This is a genomic window from Jiella mangrovi, from assembly GCF_017815135.1.
GTDB classification, from domain to species: Bacteria; Pseudomonadota; Alphaproteobacteria; order Rhizobiales; family Rhizobiaceae; genus Jiella; species Jiella mangrovi.
Genome location: NZ_JAGJCF010000003.1, coordinates 206,393 through 223,827, shown reverse-complemented (window position 1 = coordinate 223,827; position 17,435 = coordinate 206,393). Strand labels below are relative to the sequence as shown.

The following is a 17,435-nucleotide window of genomic DNA, read 5'->3' as shown; positions in this document are numbered from 1 at the left end:
GTCACGCCGCCTCCGCTTTGACTTCAGTCGCCGCCAGCTCGACATCGGCGAGCGTCGTGCCGGCAAACAGACGAACCAGCCGCCGCCTCACGTCGTCCTGATTGGTTGCGGTCATGACCGCCTTTCTTTCACAGGAAGGAACCGGTGCGCCCGTCGCCGCAAAGCGGTCGAGGTACCAGCCCAGATGTTTGCGGGAATGGCGAATGCCCGTCGCCGATCCGTAATGGGACAGCATCGCCTCGTAATGCTCGACGACGAAATCGGACAAGTCGATCCGCGCGAGATCGGACAGGCCGATCGCCCGTGCCATCAGCCCGGGAAGCCAGGGACGACCGTAGCATCCGCGCCCCACCATCACCGCGTCGGCGCCGCTCGACCGCAGCATCTCCTGCAGGCGGTCATCAGAGGAGAGGTCGCCATTGGCGACGAGCGGAAGCCTCACCTGACGGCGGACGGCCGCGATGGCCCGCCAGTCGGCGACGCCGTCGTAAAATTCCATCCGGGTCCGGCCATGGACCGTGATCATCCTGACGCCCGCGTCCTCGGCGCGCGATGCAAGCCAGGGGGCATTCATGGTCGAGCGATCCCAGCCGAGCCGCATCTTCACCGTGACCGGCACGTCGCCCGCGCCGGCGACCACGGCCTCGACGATGGCCAGCGCAAGCTCGGGCTCGCGCATCAGGGCCGACCCCGACAGACCGCCGACGACCTTCTTGGCCGGGCAGCCGAAATTGATGTCGATGAGATCCGCGCCCGCACCGGCCAGCCGCGCCGCGGCCTCGCCCATCACGGCCGGCTCGCGCCCAGCGAGCTGCACCGCATGAATGCCCGGCGCGTCGCGCAGCGCGCGAAGGCTCGTCTCGCCGACGCCTTTCAGATATTCTCCGCTCGCGACCATCTCGGAGACGACGAGCCCCGCACCGAACCGACGGGCGAGCCGGCGCAACGGCACGTCGCTGACGCCGGACATCGGCGCGAGCAGGACGCGATTGGCGAGCGTCAGCTCCCCGACCGCCAGAGGACGGGAAACGTCTTTGATCCTTCTCATTTCGCCTAAAGTCTGAGCGATCATCGCAACTGTCGATTCTTGCAGCACCTGGGCTGTACTTAATCGGAGCGTGCTCAAATGACAAGCAAATTGCTTGCCTTTGCTGACTGCTTTGTGCTCCTGCGAAGCGAGTTTTCGAACGAGGACAGACCGGATGACGACGAGCATCGCGGCGATCCTGGTGGCGGCCGGCCGGGGCGAGCGCGCCGGCCACACCACGGAGGGCCCCAAGCAGTATCAGAGCATCGGCGGCCGGGCCGTCCTCGCCCATACGGTCGCGCTGTTTGGCAGCCACCCGCGGATCGACAGGATCGTCGTCGTCATCCATGCCGATGACCGCGACCTGTGCGCCCGCGCCCTCGGCGAACGAGCCGACGGCCTCGAAATCGTCATCGGCGGGGCCGAACGGCAGATCTCGGTCTGCCGCGGCCTCGACGCTCTTGCGGCGGCCGGAACGGGCCCCGATCTCGTCCTCATCCACGACGCCGTGCGCCCCTTCGTCGACACGGCGACGATCGACCGTGTGATCGATGCGGCGGCAACAAACGGCGGTGCGATCCCGGCCGTTGCCATCGCCGACACAATCAAGCGTGCCAACAGCGACCGCTCGATCGCCGAGACGGTGCCGCGCAAGGGCCTTTATGGCGCGCAGACGCCGCAGGGCTTTCGCTTTGCGGCAATCCGGAGCGCCCATAGAGACGCTGCGAGCTCCGGCCGCTCGGATTTCACCGACGATGCCTCGATCGCCGAATGGGCGGGGCTGGCCGTCACGCTGGTCGAGGGCTCGTCCGGCAATGTGAAACTCACCACCCGCGAAGACATCGTCGCCGCGAACGACAGGCTGAAGGAGACCTTGCCCATGACCGCCCCTCAGATCGACGTTCGCACCGGCAATGGCTACGACGTCCATCGCCTCGTTGCTGGCGACCACGTCACGCTTTGCGGCGTCAGGATCCCCCATGACCAGACGCTCGACGGCCATTCCGACGCCGATGTCGGCCTCCACGCCCTCACCGACGCGCTGCTGGCCACCTGCGGGGCCGGCGACATCGGCGATCATTTTCCGCCGAGCGATCCGCAGTGGAAGGGGGCGGCGTCCCATATCTTCGTCGAGAAGGCCGTGGAGATCGTCGCGGCCAGGGGCGGGCGGATCATGAATGCCGACATCTCGCTGATCTGCGAGGCGCCGAAGATCGCGCCGCATCGCGAGGCGATGCGCGAGGCCATTGCCAGGATGACCGGGCTTTCGATGGACCGGGTGTCGGTCAAGGCGACGACCAACGAGACGATCGGCTTCGTCGGCCGCCGCGAGGGCATCGCCGCGATCGCGACGGCCTCGGTGGTCTATGGAGAGGCGCAATGACAGACGACCCGCTGGACACCGAGAACCGCATCACCGCCCTCGCCCGCGAGATCGTCGAGCGCTACACAGCTGCCGGCTGGACGATCGCCACGGTCGAATCCTGCACCGGCGGCCTCGTCGCCGGCGCGATCACCGACATCGCCGGCTCCTCCGCCGTGATCGACCGCGGCTTCGTCACCTATTCCAATCAGGCAAAGATCGAGCTCGTCGGCGTCGATCCGGCGGCGCTTGAGTCCCATGGCGCCGTGTCGGAGGTGGTCGCCCGGCAAATGGCCGAGGGCGGGCGAGAGCGTTCAGGAGTGACGGTAGCGGTGTCGATCACCGGGATCGCCGGGCCGGGCGGCGGGTCGGAGACGAAACCGGTCGGGCTGGTGCATTTCGCCTGCGCAGGGCCGGACGCTACGGTGTATCGGGAGAAGCGGTTCGGAGACTTGGGCCGCGCCGGAATACGGGCGGCATCGGTGATTGTAGCGCTGGAGATGCTGCTGAAAAACTAGCAACTTGAAGCTCCAACCGCCCGGGGTATGGCGAACACCGATTTCAGTATTTTGCAATTTATAGACGGTGGCGTAGGGGCCATTATGGAATCGCTGGGATGAGTGGTTTGCTGCCGCTCGCAGGGCCATGGTTCGATGTCAACTATGCAACCCGCTTTCGACGCCAGAAACGCCAGCCCCTCCTGTTTCTCTTTCGCTCATCGCGAAACGCCCATTTTCGGAAGCTTTCTTCGGAAAGGGCTCTGACACAGAAGGCGACGACGGCCGTGAAGGCGATTGCGACCGCCACCCTCCCCACGAGTACGCCCCAGATATCGGCTCCGAGCGCCACGACGACAAGCGTGTCCTCGATGATGCTGTGTGCGAAGCCCATGAAGACGCAGGCGACGAAGATCTGGCGAGGCTCGACGACATCTGATCTGGCTTCCCGGATCAGGAGCGCGCCTCCATAGGAGATGCCGAGCAAAAGACCGATTGCGGCGAATGGACCTACGTCCCTGCTCATGCCGGAAAGACGAAGCACCGGCCTGATCATTGCGATCAGTCGATCGAGAACGCCAAGTCGTTTTGAAAGCTCCAGTCCTACGGATAAAGCCCAGAGGATGGCGAACATCGAAATCAGGGTCTCGGCTAGACTGCCGAACATCGATACCCAGCCCCCTGTGGCGTCCTCCATCGGGACCCACGCAGGAGCGAGCGGTTGGGAGAGCCAACCCGTCGCCGCGAAGAGATGATGCAGCATGAATGCGTAGAGCAACCCGCCACCAAGGCGGAGAAGGGAAGTCAACAGGAATGACGGCCCGGCCTGCGCGATGATCCGCTGCTCCACCGGCAGGCCATGCGCGATCAGGAGAAGAGCCGAGAAGACCGTCATGTCGGCCGTGCTCAGCTGTTCCACCGGAACAAGGGTGAAGACGATCGGGACCGCCCCCCAGAGCCCGACTAACAAGCCAGTCAGCCAAGCGAGGCCGAGTTCTGGCGGTAGCCCGATAAGCGCCATAACCGGTCCGAAGGTCGGCGAAATGAAATCGAGCGCACCGAGTTCTTTTAAGAGTTCCGTCGCGAGGATGACGGGCACCATGATGCGCACGAGAAGCCAGTAAATCTCAAGCGTCTCGCGTGTCTGGCGAGCAAGAAATCGGACAAGCTTCATATCGACCTCCATGGAGTTGCTATCCATTGGATAGGCCGAGCGCGATCGAAGATGCGGTCAAAGATTGCAAAACGATGCAATTTTATTGCATGACGGGGCAGCTGTGTTGGGAGTCCGATGGACAGAATTGACAGAAAGCTGTTGGAGCTGCTGCAGCGAGACGCCTCGCGGACGAACGCCGATCTTGCAGAAAAGATCGGCCTGGCGCCTTCGAGCTGCCTGCGTAGGGTCCGGCGTTTGCGAAAGACAGGGGTTATCGACAGGATCGTCGCGATCTTGAACCCAGCCAAGGCGGGGCGCACTTTGAAGGCTGTCGTCACAGTGGAGCTCAAGCTGCACGGCGAGCAGCATATGCGTCGGTTCTTGGACTTTGCCACACGAGAAAACGCGGTATCGCAGGCCTACGCGGTTACCGGTCAGACCGATGTCATCCTGATCCTACGTCTACGCGACACGGAGGAACTCAACGCTGTTTGTGAGCGTCTCTTCGAGGATCAATCGAACGTGACGCGCTTCTACACGATGCTGGTCAGGCGGACTGCCAAGGATGACACGGCCATATCGATGTGACGCTCGACCTTTAGAACGCAGCCAAAGTCTGACGCCGACATTCGCCGCATGTTCTCGGAACGTCCCACAAGGGTCGAAATCCGCCGATCATCTCTTCTGAAACAGAATTGATGATTCCATTCCCATTATTTCGCCCCCTCAACGAAAGAGCATTTCACGCCATTTCAGAACGAAACCCAACGGCATCACGAAATGAGCGAAAGCGACGGGAAAATGCGTGATGCTCAAAAAGCCAATTCCAAACCGATTTCAAAGGAAAACGCCGCCAAGGCATCGACGGTAAGGAAGCTGTTGGTTATTGCTCTTGCAATTATTGTCGGAACTCTGCTCGGCCTTCTTGTTTAGCCGATCGGTGCGCTTTTGAAACCTCTTCATCGTATTCTGGTTCAAACGCGGAACTGGCGATTCGTTGATGATGGCAGGCCCTGCACCCGCCATGCCCTTCACCCATAGACCTTGTCCGCCCGCTCCTCGAACGCCACGGCGAACCGTCTGAACGCGTAGTCGAACATCGTGCCCATCAGCATGCCGAGGGTGCGGCTCTTGAACTCGTATTCGATGAAGAACTTGACGTCGCAGGTGCCCTCGCCCGTCGGCACGAAGTCCCAGCGGTTGTCGAGGAACTTGAACGGGCCGTTGACATAGGAGACCTCGATCCGCCGCTCCTCGGGCTTCAGCAGCACCTGCGACGTGAAGGTCTCGCGGACCATCTTGTAGGCGACCGTCATGTCGGCGACGAGCAGCCGCTTGCCGTCCTTCTCGCGCTCGGAGCGCACGGTCAGCGCCTGGCACAGCGGAAGGAATTCGGGGTATTTCTCGACATCGGCGACGAGGGCGAACATCTCGTCGGCGGTGTGATGGACGGGGCGGGTCGTTTCGAATTTCGGCATGATGCTCGGGGATCAGGCGGCGGACTGGCGCGCCAGGCGGGCGGCCTTCAGGCGTTCGAAATCCTCGCCGGCATGATGCGAGGAGCGGGTGAGCGGGCTTGCCGCGACGACGAGAAAGCCTTTGGTCAGCGCCACCGTCTCGAAGGACTTGAACTCCTCCGGCGTCACATAGCGGATCACCGCATGGTGCTTCTTGGTCGGCTGGAGATACTGGCCGATGGTGAGGAAGTCGACGTCGGCGGTGCGCAGATCGTCCATCAGCTGCAGAACCTCGTTCCGCTCCTCGCCGAGGCCGACCATGATGCCGGATTTGGTGAAGATCGTCGGGTCGAGCTCCTTCACCCGCTGCAGCAGCCGGATCGAGTGGAAATACCGCGCACCGGGGCGCACCGTCAGATATTTCGACGGCACGGTCTCGAGATTGTGGTTGAAGACGTCGGGCTTGGCCTCGACCACCCGCTCCAGGGCGCCTGGCTTCCTCAGGAAGTCCGGCGTCAGGATCTCGATGGTCGTGCCGGGCGCCGCAGCGCGGATCGCGCGGATCGTCTGGACGAAATGCTCCGCGCCGCCGTCGGCGAGATCGTCGCGATCGACCGAGGTGATGACGACGTGGTTGAGCCCCATCTTGGCAACCGCTCGCCCGACACTTTCCGGCTCGCTCTCGTCGAGCGCGTGCGGCATGCCGGTGGCGACGTTGCAGAAAGAGCAGGCGCGCGTGCAGATGCCCCCCATGATCATGAAGGTCGCGTGCTTCTTTTCCCAGCAGCCGCCGATATTCGGACAGCCCGCCTCCTCGCAGACCGTGACAAGCCTGTTCTCGCGGGCGATTTCGCGGGTCTCGAAATAGCCTTTCGAAACCGGCGCCTTCACGCGAATCCAGTCCGGCTTCGGCGGACTGGCGTTGGCGTCCGGCCGGTGGGCCTTTTCGGGGTGGCGAAGCCTCGGCCTGTCGGCCTCTGACTGGCGGGTATCGAGGATGGTGACCATGGAGCCTACTTAGGACGCAGAATGGCGTGATGCAATCGGCTTTGGCGCATGGTGGATATGCTTGGCGGAAGGACCACGTCCCGCCGGGCCGGCAGCGATGAGGCCGCCGGGCGATCAGGCGCCGGCGATGAGCCCGAAGATCGCAAGCACGATCACCGCCGCGCCGGCAAGCTCGAGGCGGGTGACGGTCTCACGAAACCAGAAGAGCGACGAGGCCAGGGTAAAGACGAGCTCGATCTGGCCCAGCGCCCGGACATAGGCGACCTTCTGCAATGTCATCGCAGTGAACCAGCCGGCCGAGGCACTGGCGCCGGCGAGGCCGACCAGAAGGCCCGGCGCCCAGGCCATCGCCACGCGACGCAATTCGCCGCGGTCCCGCAGCGTCATCCAGGCGAGCATCACGGAACTCTGGATGAAAAGGGTGACGACGAGCGTCAACGCCGCCCGCATCGCTACCGATCCGTCCGCGATCGCGAGGGCGGCCGCCCGAAAACACACCGCCGAAACGCCGAACAGGGCGCCGCAGGCGATGCCGATGAGCGCTTCCCGCGAGCCGAGCCCCCTGAGCACGCTGCCACCGCCCGAATTGCCGATCGATATGAGGACCACGCCGACCACGCCGGCGACGACCGCCAGAAGGCCGAAGGGCGAGACCGTCTCGCCCAGAATGAGGAAGCCGAACAGGGCTGCCTGGACCGGCTCTGTCTTGGAATAGGCCGTGCCGACCATGAAGTTTCTGAAGCCGAAGAGATAGACGAGGAGGAAGGTCGCACCGATCTGGGCGATGCCGCCAGCCGCCGCGGCCGCAAGGAATACGGCAGTCGGCCGGGGGACCGCCTCGCTGTTCACCCCCGCGACAAGGATCAGATAGACGATCGCGAAGGGCAGGCCGAAGCCGAAGCGCACGAATGTCGCGCCGGTCGTGCCCATGCGTCCCTTGAGACGCTTCTGCATGCCCGATCGCAGGTTCTGGCAGAAAGCCGCTGCGATTGTGATCGGAATCCAGAGGGGCATCAGACGAATCGTCCTGTCTTCGGCAAGGTCCGCCGTCTATCATCGGCGGATGTTTCAAAAATCAAACAGATCCTCGACACCAGCGGACACCCCGATGTCATCCAGCATCCAGAAGACCGAGGACGTGAAACGCGGCGATTTCGCCGGCATCCGTGATTGGGTGTTCGATCTCGACAATACGCTCTATCCGCGCCACTCAAACCTGTTTTCGCAGATCGATCAGCGGATGACCCTGTTCGTCGCCGATTTCCTCTCGCTTCCCAAGGACGAGGCCCGGCTTCTCCAGAAAGATTTCTATCGCCGCCACGGCACGACCTTGCGCGGGCTGATGCTGGAGCACGACGTCGATCCCGACGTGTTTCTCCAGTATGTCCACGACATCGATTACAGCTGGCTCAGCCCCGATCCGGCGCTCGGCGAGGTCATCGCAGCGCTTCCCGGCCGCAAGTTCATCTTTACCAATGGCGACCGGAGACACGCCGAGAGCGCCGCGCGCCAGCTCGGCATCCTCGAAAATTTCGAGGACATCTTCGATCTCGTCGCCGCCGATCTCGTGCCGAAGCCCGCCGCCGAAACCTACGACAAGTTCCTCGCGCGGCATGAAATCGACGCCCCGAACGCGGCGATGTTCGAGGATCTGGCGCGCAACCTCGAAGTGCCCAAGCGTCTGGGAATGCGGACCGTCCTCATCGTCCCGAACAATTTCGAAGACACCTTCGGGGACGTTTGGGAGCATGAAGGCCATGACGGCGACCATATCGACTATGTCACGGACGATCTCGCCAAGTTCCTGAAAGGCCTGACATAGGTCAGGCCCTGCCATGCCATGAGGCGACAAGGAGGGCTGATGCGGAGCCCCACAGTGGCTGACAGTCTCGTCGAACGGCGAACACCGAGTGACTGGCACTGCGCGATCAGGCGTCAGCTTTCATCACGCTCGTCGTGCTCGGGCGCCGCGCCGAGCATCCTGCGCACCACCTAAGCTTCTGTTTTTCCAAAGTTTCTGGATTCTCGGGACGGGGCCCGAGAATGACGAAGCGTTGAATGGTGCGCCTTCTCGATGAAGTCGTGGCCGGCCCTGGAGTACCGTGTCATCGGCTATGGCGGAGCATCCGAGAAAACGCCTAACTGGCTCTTATCCCTATGAAAATAGGGTGCCGGCAGTGATCACTCTAGCCTCCCGCGCCGACCTCAGCCGCCGAGGAGCGACCGCCCCCGTCTGACGAGCCCCTTCTTGGGGTGACCGGGCTCGGCGCTTTCAGGTTTCGAAGAGCCTTCCTTCGCGCCGTTCTGGCGCAGGATGGCGTCCATCTGGTCCTCCTGCGAGCCGCCTTCTCCCTCCAACGCAGCTTGCCGCTCTGCGGCGCTTTGCGCGTCGCTGTCGGCCTGCCGGCGCGCCCCGTCCTTCTCGCCAGCGTTTTCCTTCGTATCCCTGTCCTGCTGTTCACGCATCATTTTCGGGTCGGTGTCGAGGTCGGGCATGACGGTCTTCTTCTGCCTTGGCGTCGTTGGACGAAACGTTTGGTCACGGCGAAATCATCGTCGCGATCCATGGTCTCATGGGCGAACGAGGTGGGTGAGCGAGAGTTCCGTCGCAGCCAGCACGAACAGGGCTTCGCGCCACTCCTCGACCGCTAACAGGCGGACATGACGCCCCCGGACCGGCCAAGCGTTCCCGAATGACGCTTCCCTCGCGCGGCGCTCGGTCGCCAGATCCGCCATGGCTCTTAACGGCTTACCCCGTCAAGGAACCGTCAGAACGCCGGTCTTGCAACGGACATCAAAGCGTTGCCCGTCTGCCATGCAACTGTCAGCGCGATGAGATCGGCGGCCGCTATTCCCTCTTCCCGAAAACAAGGGGGAAGATGGATGAAGCAGCTGCGCTTGATCACGGTTTGCGTCACAAGCGTCTTCGTTGTGTGGATCGGCATCCTGATGGCGAATCTCGCTTATATTCATCTCACCGGCAATATTCATACGGTGGAAGCCGGACGTCTCTACCGGTCCGGAACTCTCTCGGCGGGTAGGCTCGAGCGGCTTGTCGAGACAGCCGGGATCCGCACGATCTTGAACCTGCGAGGCGACGAAGGCCGCCCGTGGTACGAGGCCGAGCGCGCCGTGGCCAGGCGTCACGGACTGGACTTCCTCAGCTTTCACCTGTCGGCGAAGCACGCTCCCGACATGAACACGGTCGAGGAACTCCTCTTCGTCCTGAAGACCGCTCCAAAGCCCATTCTCGTCCATTGCAGATCAGGCTCGGACCGTGCCGGCCTGGTTTCGGCCCTCTATGAACGGTTCGTCGCGGGCAAGAGCGTTTCAGAGGCGGAACGACAACTCTCGTTCCTCTACGGTCATTTCCCGTGGCTGGGGAGTCGAACGGTCGCCATGGACGAAGCCTTTGCGCAGATCACCGCACCACCGAAAATCCGCGAGGAAGAGAGCGTGCAGGTCGCGGCTGACTGATGGGAAAGCACCAACCGGGCGTCGTGAAAGAGGCCTTGGATAGTTCGGCTGGTGTCTCAGTCGGTGCAGACGACCGGATAGACCGAGTCCTTCACCTTCGCCGTGGCGTCCGGCACGCTTTCGAGTGCCGATTTCGGATTGGCCGTGCGGAAGGCGATCTTGTTCTTGTGAAGGAAGGCAGACACGGTATCGGGACGGATAGCGAAATTGATGGACTGCGGAATGTCCCCCGTCGCATCGGCGACCGCGACCGCATCGAGCTTTGCCGTGACCACTCCGACCACACGTCCGGCCAGATCGACAAGCGGGCCACCGGAATTGCCGGGCTGAACGGGCGCCGAGATCTGCAGATAGCGCGGATCGTTCATCAGCCCGAGAAGCGAGGAGACATTGCCGCGGGTGACGTTGAGGGAGTCCGCCAGGATCGAGCGCAGCGGAAAGCCGAGCGCCAGGATATCCTCGCCGAGGCGCGGCTTTGCCGCCGAAATCGCCAGGGGCGAGCCGAGGCTTTGCCCCACATGGACGAGAGCCAGGTCGTTGGAGGAGTCGATGCGAACCTCGGATGCGGGAATGTTGTTGCCGACCTCGACCTTGCGGCAGCCACGAACGACATGAGCGTTGGTCAGGAGCCAGCCATCCGAGACGACGAAACCGGACCCGGCCATGTCGAAGGCCGGTGCGGCGCCGGCTTGCCGGCCGGCTTCCTGAGCGGGCTCGATCGCCGCATTGTCGTAGCTGCGCTCGCGGGGCAACTCGAACAGATGGGAACGACGGCCGTCCGCGTCGTTGTCAGCCATCGCATATCGCGCCGTTCCCGACTTGTCTGCGGAACGCCGCCGTTCGAGCAGTGCGGAGAACGAATTGCCGCGATTGTCCGCAACGAGCGGCGCTTCGGGCTCGCCGGCGAAAGGCTCGAAGAGATTGGACGCAACCGTCACGAAAGAAGCGACTTCGCTCTCGTCGCTTTCCTTGTAGGAGACCGAAAACCCGCGCAGATCAGACTTCGACCCGGAAAACCGCATGAAGTACCGCCGGCCGGATTCGACCCCGGCGACAGTGAACCAGTCATCCGCCTTCTGTGCACCGAGCACCGAACGCTCGGCCGTCGCCTGGCTCAGCGTATCGTAGAGCCCCGACAAGGTCTGACCGGTATCGGCAATCCTGACCGTCTCGATCTCGACACTACCGTCTTGGGCGCGCCAGAGATGCCCGACCTCGGTCCGGCCGGCGTCCTTGACGAGATTGAGAGGAAGCGCGAGGCGCACACCGGTTTCACGATCATCGACGACGGACACACCAAGATCGGACTGCACGGCATCGGATAGTGCGATCAGCTTCTGCAGCATCGCCTCGGTGATGACGCCGTCGGCACGCAGACCGTGGCGGGCCTGGAAATCGCGGATGGCCCTAAGTGTGGCCGCCTCGATGACGCCCGAGAACGGCCCGGCATAGTCGCCCGTCCAGCCCAGCCTGATCTGCAGGCCGCGGCGGAAGGAAAGGTCCGTCTGCGTGTTGTAAGCGAGCGACAGATCTGCCGGCGAGGACGTGATAGCAGTCGTGCTAGAGGCAAAATCACGCGCAGATGCTGCCGGCGAAGCCGCCAGCACACATGCCGCCATGATGATCCCCAAACCGCGTCGCATATCATTCCCCTGCGGTGACCGACGTTTAGCCTATAATGCAGCCAGAGCTGGTTCGATCCGTCGAGCGTAATCTTTTTTTAAGGTTTCTCGACAGACTTAACCCTTACGCAGCGGAATTGACATCGCATCACGAAGCGTTGATGTCATACTGACGAAGGTTGCCGGCGATGACCGCCGTCGCACGGGGCTCCTCCACGGCAGCCTCAGCCATCGAGCGGAGCGTCAGTCGTTGGCGACCTGACGTTCGCGCGCGGACGCCTCCTCGCCGAGTTCGATGTCGGTGATACGGCGTCCCCTTCGCTGCAGCTTTTCGCTCGACACGGCGATCTGGTCGAGGTCCCGCGAGGTCTGGGCGAAGTGGCCCTTGAGGGCGGCGACGCGCGTTTCCAGCCGATCGAGATCTTCGGCGAAAAGCCGTACCTCGGCCTGAATGCGCCCAGCCGAAGCGCGCAGCCGCGCATCCTTCAGGACGGCCTGCACGACCTGTATCGAGAGATTGAGCAGGGACGGCGAGACGATGACGACGCCTGCCCGGTAGGCCCTTTGAACGATATCGTCGAACTCTTCGTGGAGCGTGGCGAAAATCGTCTCCGAGGGAACGAACATGAATGCCGTGTCCTGCGTCTCGCCGGGAATGAGGTATTTCTCGGCGATCGCCTTTACATGAACGTCCATGTCCCGGCGAAGCCGCGACGCGGCCGAGGCCCTCGCCTCGCCGTCCTGCGAGGCTTCGAGCGCCGAATAGGCCTCGAGGGGAAATTTCGCATCGACGACGAGACCGGGCGCGCCGTTTGGCATCTTGATCAGACAGTCGGGCCGGCGACCGTTGGAGAGCGTTGCCTGAAAGGCATAGACCGAGGCCGGCAGGGCGTCCGCGACGATCGCCTGCATACGACTTTCCCCAAAGGCGCCACGGGTCTGCTTGTTGGCGAGAATGTCCTTCAGCTTCACCACCTCGCCCGTCAGGTTGCGGATTTCACCCTGCGCACGGTCGATGACGGCCAGCCGCTCGGACAGGACCGAGAGCGACGCCTTCGTCTCCTTGGTGGTTGCGAGGATCGACTGGCCGACCCGGCTGGTCAGGCCGTCGAGCCTGTCCGACAGCGACCGCGTCAGATCGGCCTGACGCGCCCCGATGATCTCGGCCATGGTCTGCATCCGGCCGGACATCTCGGTCTGCGCCCGCATCAGAGCATCCAGCCTTCCGGCATCGGCCTCGGCGGCGTCGGCTGCGGCGTCGGCCGTCCTCGCCCGCGCGGCCGCCCGCAGCCACAGAGCCACGACGGCCAGCAGAAAGCCGCAAAGCAGGAGTGCGAGACCCGTCACCTCGACGCCGGCGACGAAGACGATGGGCTGGTTCAGGAAGGCGGTGATGTCGCGAATCATGGGGTCACGATAGCAGGGATTTCTTAACAAAGAGACCAAATCGGGAACAAATGCGCCGAAAGCTTCCCAGAAGGGTATTTTCCGCCGCACGAACCGGATTGACCCGTTTCACGCCAGCGACTACCTCACCGCCATGACGATCAAGCCGCTTATCATCCTGCCCGACCCCAAGCTGCGCGAGGTTTCCAAGCCCGTGGAGCGGGTCGACGACACCCTTCGCAAGTTCGCCGACGACATGCTGGAGACGATGTACGATGCGCCCGGCATCGGCCTCGCCGCGATCCAGGTGGGCGAGCCGCTCCGCATGCTCGTCCTCGACGTGTCCAAGGAGGACGAAGAGAAGGCGCCGCAGGTGTTCCTCAACCCCGAGGTCGTGGCGAGCGCCGAAGAGCGCAGCGTCTATGAAGAGGGCTGCCTGTCGATCCCCGACTACTATGCGGAGGTTGAACGTCCCGCCGGTGTCACCGTGCGCTATCTCGGCCTCGACGGAAACATGCACGAGCAAAGCGTCGACGGGCTCTTCGCCACCTGTCTGCAGCACGAGATCGACCATCTCGATGGCGTCCTCTTCATCGACTACATTTCGAAGCTGAAGCGCGACATGGTGATCAAGAAATTCACCAAGCAGGCGCGGATGAAGGCAGGCTGAGCCGGTGGCGCTCACCGTCACCTTCATGGGAACGCCGGCTTTCGCGGTGCCGACGCTCTCCGCCATTGCAAACGCGGGACACAGGGTGCCGGCGGTCTACTCGCAGCCGCCGCGAAAGGCCGGTCGCAGAGGCCTGAAGCTGACGCCCTCGCCCGTCCAGATCGAGGCCGAGCGGCTCGGGCTGTGTGTGCGCACACCGCTGAATTTTCGTGACCCGGCCGAAATCGAGGCCTTCGCCGCGCTGAAAGCCGACGTTGCCGTCGTCGTCGCTTACGGGCTGCTCCTGCCGCAGGCGCTGCTCGACGCCCCGCGCTTCGGCTGTCTCAACGGCCACGGCTCGCTGCTGCCCCGCTGGCGCGGCGCGGCACCCATCCAGCGGGCGATCGAGGCCGGCGACGCGCGAACGGCCATGATGGTGATGCAGATGGAGGCGGGGCTCGACACCGGCCCGGTCGCCCTCACGGCCGAAACGGCGATCGGACCCAGTGAGACCGCCGGCGAATTGCAGGAGCGGCTTGCGCTGATCTCCGCCGAGCTTCTGGTCGAGGCGCTGGCAAAGCTCGAAGCCGGCACCCTCGCCTTCGAGGATCAGGCCGAGATCGGGGCGCGGACCGGCCGCCAGCCTGTCTATGCCAAGAAGATCGACAAGGCGGAAACGCGGATCGACTGGCAGGCGGACGCAAGAGACATCGCGGGAAAGATCAACGGGTTTTCGCCCATGCCCGGCGCCTGGACGACGATCGCGTTTTCGAAAGAACCGGAGCGGATGAAGCTGCTGCGGGCCGAGGTCGCCGCGGGTTCGGGCCCGGCCGGAACGGTCATCGGCGACGATCTGACAGTCGCCTGCGGCACGGGCGCCGTGCGGCTCCTGGAAGTTCAGCGCGCCGGCGGCAAGAAGATCGCGGCAGGCGAACTCTTGCGGGGGACCCCGGTGCCCATCGGCACGGCGCTGGGTGGAGAGCCGGCGTGAGCCCGGAGCGCCCTCATGCTTCAAGACTGGCGCCGCGCAGCCACTCGCATCGCGGGATCGCGGGCGGTCGCCTCGATGCCCGGCCGCAATCGTCCCCCGCCAGCTGATGCCGCGCTACAAGCTCACCATCGAATATGACGGCACGCCCTATTGCGGCTGGCAGCGCCAGAAGAACGGCCTGTCGGTGCAGGAAGTGATCGAGACCGGCATCCACGGCTTTTCCGGCGAGCCGGCGGTGATCTTCGGCGCCGGGCGGACCGATGCCGGCGTCCATGCCACCGGCCAGGTCGCCCATGTCGATCTTTCCCGCGCCTGGGACGACGACACGGTGCGCGACGCGCTCAACGCCCATATCCGCGACGAGCCCGTTTCCATTCTCGCAGCCGAGCGTGTCGCCGATGATTTCGACGCCCGTTTTTCGGCACGCAAGCGCTGGTATCTCTACCGGATCTTCAACCGCCGGGCACCGCCCGCGATCGATCGCGGGCGGGTCTGGTGGGTCTCGAAGCGGCTCGACGTCGAAGCGATGCACGAGGCTGCGCAGGCACTCGTCGGAACCCACGACTTCAACACCTTCCGCTCCAGCCACTGTCAGGCCAAGAACCCGATCCGCACGCTGGAGGAACTCTCCGTCGCCAAGGGGCCGGGTGACGAGATCCACATCACCGCGATGGCCCAGTCCTTCCTGCACAACCAGATCCGCTCCTTTGCGGGAACGCTGAAGCTGGTGGGTGAGGAGCGATGGACGAAAGACGATGTGGTCGCCGCGCTGAAGTCCCGCGACCGCACGCGCTGCGGGCCCGTGGCGCCGCCGGACGGGCTCTATCTGACGAAGGTGGAGTACGGCAACGCGCCGAAGCGGACGTTGCCGACAACGGCGGTATGACGGGCGCAAGAGACGTATGCCGTAAGATCCGGCCTGCCTGCATAGAGCGCCTCCCCGGCCCGCCGGCTACACCAGCGGAACGCCGGTCACGTCCATCACCGCGCCGTAGCTCATCAGCGATGCGACGATCATCATCACTGTGATGGCGACGGCAGCGGCGAAATCCTTTCCCAGAGCGAAATAGATCAGCCGCATGGTGGCGGTCACGGTCGCGATGGTGACGATGAGGCCGATGAAGGAGGTGACCTCGCTGACGCCGAACAGGACGACGATCAGCCAATAGGGAACCACCGCCCAGGCGAGCAGCGCCCCGCCCCAGTTGGTGGCGACGACGAGTGGCACGATCTTCTTCGAATAGCCGATCCGCCTGGCCGCGAGCATCAGGATGAAGACCGGCAGGAGCCAGGCGAGAACGTCGGCGAAGGCATGAGCGCCGTAGGTGACGAAGCCGTTTGCCTCGTTTCCCGAAGGCTGGCTGCCACCGACTTCATAGGCGAGCCAGGACAGCGCCAGCGGCGGCAGGGCGACGAGCACCGCGGCGAAGGACTGCCAGAACCCGTCGGCCGAAAGGTCGAAGCGCCTCAACCCGTCGGGCCGTCCGGCCATCAACAGCACGGCAGCGGAAAAGAACCTGAGGACGTCATCGAAACTTGGCATGGACTCAGGCGTTGGCGGCGAACCAGCGGGCGATGAAGGCTTCATAGATTTTCGTCAGTCCCTCGAGGTCGGACAAGGCGACACGCTCATTGGACATGTGCATGGTCTTGCCGACAAGCCCAAATTCGATGACCGGGCAATAATCCTTGATGAACCTGGCATCCGACGTTCCGCCTGATGTCGACAGCTCCGGGCGGCGTCCGGTCGTTTCGAGGATTGCCCCGACGAGCTCGCCGGTCAAGGCGTCGGAGACGGTGGAAAAGGCCTCGGACGGCCGCTCGCGCCAGATGATCTCGTAGTCGGGTAACGCTCGCCCAGGCCGCAGCCGCTCGCCGGCCGCTCCCCGCGCCACCCGTTCCGCGATTTCGTCCTGAAGCGCCTCGATGCTCCAGAGATCGTTGAAGCGCACGTTGAAGAGGATCGAACAACGCGACGGGATGACGTTGACGGCGCCATTGCCGGTGTCGATCGCCGTGATTTCCAGATTGGATGGCTGGAAGGCATCGGTGCCCTGATCGAGCGGCGTCGCCAGAAGTTCGCCGGCGATCTCGACCGCGACGGGCACCGGGTTGTCGGCAAGATGGGGATAGGCGACGTGGCCCTGCCGCCCGGTGATCCGGATCTCGCCGGAAAGCGAGCCGCGCCGGCCGATCTTGATCATGTCCCCGAGAGCGTTCGGATTGGTCGGCTCGCCGACGAGGCAGGCATCGAACCGCTCGCCCCGCTCGGCCGCCCATTCAAGCAGCTTCACCGTCCCGTTGACCGCCGGCCCCTCTTCATCGCCGGTTATGAGAAAGGACAGCTGCCCCATCGAGGCGCCATTCCTGCGGGCGTGGCGTGCGCTGGCCGCAAGGAAGGCTGCGATGCCGCCCTTCATGTCGGCCGCGCCGCGGCCGACCATCTCGCCGTCGACGATCTGCCCAGCGAAGGGATCGACGCTCCAGTCGTCGAGACTGCCCGGCGGCACGACATCGGTGTGGCCGGCAAAGACGAGATGCGGGCCGGCATCGCCGAGCCGGGCAAAGAGATTTTCGACCGGATCCGTGCCCTCCTCTTCGAAGACCGGGCGGCTGACGGCGAATCCCTCTCGCGCGAGAAGAGCCTCAAGCAGCCCCAGCGCACCGCCTTCGCGCGGCGTCACCGAGGGGCATCGGATCAGGCCGGCGAGAACGGCGACGGGATCGGTGGGGTCGATGCCGGCGGCGATGGTTTCGGCCTCGGCGGCGGAATGGAATGCTTGCGTCATGATCGAGGGATAA

Annotated in this window: 19 protein-coding genes; 9 read left to right on the top strand and 10 right to left on the bottom strand. The window is 63.9% G+C overall.

Going from position 1 to position 17,435, the window contains the following annotated elements:
- Position 1: 1 nt before the first annotated feature.
- Complete coding sequence (dusB, locus tag J6595_RS06305; protein WP_209593604.1) at positions 2-1,048, bottom strand: tRNA dihydrouridine synthase DusB; 1,047 nt, start codon at positions 1,046-1,048, stop codon at positions 2-4.
- A gap of 154 nt (positions 1,049-1,202) precedes the next feature.
- Between dusB and J6595_RS06300 the strand changes: the two genes are divergently transcribed.
- Positions 1,203-2,411 (top strand): bifunctional 2-C-methyl-D-erythritol 4-phosphate cytidylyltransferase/2-C-methyl-D-erythritol 2,4-cyclodiphosphate synthase, encoded by a 1,209-nt coding sequence (locus J6595_RS06300; RefSeq protein WP_209593603.1) that lies wholly within the window; start codon positions 1,203-1,205, stop codon positions 2,409-2,411.
- Positions 2,408-2,908: a CinA family protein gene (locus J6595_RS06295; protein WP_209593602.1), complete on the top strand. Its 501-nt coding sequence runs from the start codon at positions 2,408-2,410 to the stop codon at positions 2,906-2,908. The genes J6595_RS06300 and J6595_RS06295 overlap by 4 nt, the downstream gene beginning before the upstream one ends.
- A gap of 142 nt (positions 2,909-3,050) precedes the next feature.
- Here J6595_RS06295 and J6595_RS06290 read toward each other — a convergent pair whose 3' ends face one another.
- Positions 3,051-4,073 (bottom strand): nucleoside recognition domain-containing protein, encoded by a 1,023-nt coding sequence (locus J6595_RS06290; RefSeq protein WP_245197657.1) that lies wholly within the window; start codon positions 4,071-4,073, stop codon positions 3,051-3,053.
- Positions 4,074-4,178: 105 nt separating this feature from the next.
- Here J6595_RS06290 and J6595_RS06285 point away from each other — a divergent pair, with 105 nt between their 5' ends.
- Positions 4,179-4,631 (top strand): Lrp/AsnC family transcriptional regulator, encoded by a 453-nt coding sequence (locus tag J6595_RS06285; RefSeq protein WP_209593601.1) that lies wholly within the window; start codon positions 4,179-4,181, stop codon positions 4,629-4,631.
- Between the two features lie 192 nt (positions 4,632-4,823).
- Positions 4,824-4,976 (top strand): hypothetical protein, encoded by a 153-nt coding sequence (locus J6595_RS06280; protein ID WP_209593600.1) that lies wholly within the window; start codon positions 4,824-4,826, stop codon positions 4,974-4,976.
- Positions 4,977-5,074: 98 nt separating this feature from the next.
- Here the strand turns inward: J6595_RS06280 and J6595_RS06275 are convergent, their stop codons facing one another.
- From J6595_RS06275 to J6595_RS06265, 3 genes are all read right to left on the bottom strand, one after another.
- Positions 5,075-5,521 (bottom strand): type II toxin-antitoxin system RatA family toxin, encoded by a 447-nt coding sequence (locus J6595_RS06275; RefSeq protein WP_209593599.1) that lies wholly within the window; start codon positions 5,519-5,521, stop codon positions 5,075-5,077.
- Between the two features lie 12 nt (positions 5,522-5,533).
- Positions 5,534-6,508 (bottom strand): lipoyl synthase, encoded by a 975-nt coding sequence (lipA, locus tag J6595_RS06270; RefSeq protein ID WP_209593598.1) that lies wholly within the window; start codon positions 6,506-6,508, stop codon positions 5,534-5,536.
- 114 nt (positions 6,509-6,622) lie between these two features.
- Positions 6,623-7,522, bottom strand: coding sequence for a DMT family transporter (locus J6595_RS06265; protein ID WP_209593597.1), 900 nt, complete (start codon positions 7,520-7,522; stop codon positions 6,623-6,625).
- A gap of 94 nt (positions 7,523-7,616) precedes the next feature.
- On the opposite strand from J6595_RS06265, the gene J6595_RS06260 reads away from it, so the two are divergent.
- Positions 7,617-8,330 (top strand): pyrimidine 5'-nucleotidase, encoded by a 714-nt coding sequence (locus J6595_RS06260; protein WP_209593596.1) that lies wholly within the window; start codon positions 7,617-7,619, stop codon positions 8,328-8,330.
- A gap of 383 nt (positions 8,331-8,713) precedes the next feature.
- Here J6595_RS06260 and J6595_RS06255 read toward each other — a convergent pair whose 3' ends face one another.
- Positions 8,714-9,004 (bottom strand): hypothetical protein, encoded by a 291-nt coding sequence (locus J6595_RS06255; protein ID WP_209593595.1) that lies wholly within the window; start codon positions 9,002-9,004, stop codon positions 8,714-8,716.
- Between the two features lie 306 nt (positions 9,005-9,310).
- Between J6595_RS06255 and J6595_RS06250 the strand changes: the two genes are divergently transcribed.
- Positions 9,311-9,985 (top strand): fused DSP-PTPase phosphatase/NAD kinase-like protein, encoded by a 675-nt coding sequence (locus tag J6595_RS06250; protein WP_209593594.1) that lies wholly within the window; start codon positions 9,311-9,313, stop codon positions 9,983-9,985.
- 56 nt (positions 9,986-10,041) lie between these two features.
- On the opposite strand, the gene J6595_RS06245 is transcribed toward J6595_RS06250, so the two are convergent.
- Both J6595_RS06245 and J6595_RS06240 read right to left on the bottom strand, forming a co-directional pair.
- Positions 10,042-11,628, bottom strand: coding sequence for a trypsin-like peptidase domain-containing protein (locus tag J6595_RS06245; RefSeq protein WP_209593593.1), 1,587 nt, complete (start codon positions 11,626-11,628; stop codon positions 10,042-10,044).
- 222 nt (positions 11,629-11,850) lie between these two features.
- Positions 11,851-13,014 (bottom strand): DNA recombination protein RmuC, encoded by a 1,164-nt coding sequence (locus J6595_RS06240; RefSeq protein ID WP_209593592.1) that lies wholly within the window; start codon positions 13,012-13,014, stop codon positions 11,851-11,853.
- Between the two features lie 133 nt (positions 13,015-13,147).
- On the opposite strand from J6595_RS06240, the gene def reads away from it, so the two are divergent.
- The 3 genes from def to truA all read left to right on the top strand — a co-directional run bounded on the left by def (position 13,148) and on the right by truA (position 15,519).
- Complete coding sequence (gene def / locus J6595_RS06235; protein ID WP_209593591.1) at positions 13,148-13,663, top strand: peptide deformylase; 516 nt, start codon at positions 13,148-13,150, stop codon at positions 13,661-13,663.
- 4 nt (positions 13,664-13,667) lie between these two features.
- On the top strand, positions 13,668-14,633 hold the full coding sequence (fmt, locus tag J6595_RS06230; RefSeq protein WP_209593590.1) for a methionyl-tRNA formyltransferase: 966 nt from the start codon (positions 13,668-13,670) through the stop codon (positions 14,631-14,633).
- Between the two features lie 106 nt (positions 14,634-14,739).
- Complete coding sequence (truA, locus tag J6595_RS06225) at positions 14,740-15,519, top strand: tRNA pseudouridine(38-40) synthase TruA (RefSeq protein ID WP_209593589.1); 780 nt, start codon at positions 14,740-14,742, stop codon at positions 15,517-15,519.
- 66 nt (positions 15,520-15,585) lie between these two features.
- On the opposite strand, the gene J6595_RS06220 is transcribed toward truA, so the two are convergent.
- Positions 15,586-16,176 (bottom strand): hypothetical protein, encoded by a 591-nt coding sequence (locus J6595_RS06220; protein WP_209593588.1) that lies wholly within the window; start codon positions 16,174-16,176, stop codon positions 15,586-15,588.
- 4 nt (positions 16,177-16,180) lie between these two features.
- Entirely contained in the window at positions 16,181-17,371 is a 1,191-nt protein-coding gene (dapE, locus tag J6595_RS06215; RefSeq protein WP_209593829.1) for a succinyl-diaminopimelate desuccinylase, read from the bottom strand.
- Between the last annotated feature and the right edge of the window lie 64 nt (positions 17,372-17,435).

Bases quoted from the DNA above. Each gene is read 5' to 3' on its own strand.
- J6595_RS06245 (WP_209593593.1), bottom strand. From the start codon at position 11,628: ATGCGACGCGGTTTGGGGATCATCATGGCGGCATGTGTGCTGGCGGCT.
- truA (WP_209593589.1), top strand. From the start codon at position 14,740: ATGCCGCGCTACAAGCTCACCATCGAATATGACGGCACGCCCTATTGC.
- J6595_RS06220 (WP_209593588.1), bottom strand. From the start codon at position 16,176: ATGCCAAGTTTCGATGACGTCCTCAGGTTCTTTTCCGCTGCCGTGCTG.
- J6595_RS06285 (WP_209593601.1), top strand. From the start codon at position 4,179: ATGGACAGAATTGACAGAAAGCTGTTGGAGCTGCTGCAGCGAGACGCC.
- J6595_RS06265 (WP_209593597.1), bottom strand. From the start codon at position 7,522: ATGCCCCTCTGGATTCCGATCACAATCGCAGCGGCTTTCTGCCAGAAC.
- J6595_RS06255 (WP_209593595.1), bottom strand. From the start codon at position 9,004: ATGCCCGACCTCGACACCGACCCGAAAATGATGCGTGAACAGCAGGAC.
- J6595_RS06240 (WP_209593592.1), bottom strand. From the start codon at position 13,014: ATGATTCGCGACATCACCGCCTTCCTGAACCAGCCCATCGTCTTCGTC.
- lipA (WP_209593598.1), bottom strand. From the start codon at position 6,508: ATGGTCACCATCCTCGATACCCGCCAGTCAGAGGCCGACAGGCCGAGG.
- J6595_RS06295 (WP_209593602.1), top strand. From the start codon at position 2,408: ATGACAGACGACCCGCTGGACACCGAGAACCGCATCACCGCCCTCGCC.
- J6595_RS06260 (WP_209593596.1), top strand. From the start codon at position 7,617: ATGTCATCCAGCATCCAGAAGACCGAGGACGTGAAACGCGGCGATTTC.
- dusB (WP_209593604.1), bottom strand. From the start codon at position 1,048: ATGAGAAGGATCAAAGACGTTTCCCGTCCTCTGGCGGTCGGGGAGCTG.
- J6595_RS06280 (WP_209593600.1), top strand. From the start codon at position 4,824: ATGAGCGAAAGCGACGGGAAAATGCGTGATGCTCAAAAAGCCAATTCC.
- J6595_RS06300 (WP_209593603.1), top strand. From the start codon at position 1,203: ATGACGACGAGCATCGCGGCGATCCTGGTGGCGGCCGGCCGGGGCGAG.
- def (WP_209593591.1), top strand. From the start codon at position 13,148: ATGACGATCAAGCCGCTTATCATCCTGCCCGACCCCAAGCTGCGCGAG.
- J6595_RS06290 (WP_245197657.1), bottom strand. From the start codon at position 4,073: ATGGAGGTCGATATGAAGCTTGTCCGATTTCTTGCTCGCCAGACACGC.
- J6595_RS06275 (WP_209593599.1), bottom strand. From the start codon at position 5,521: ATGCCGAAATTCGAAACGACCCGCCCCGTCCATCACACCGCCGACGAG.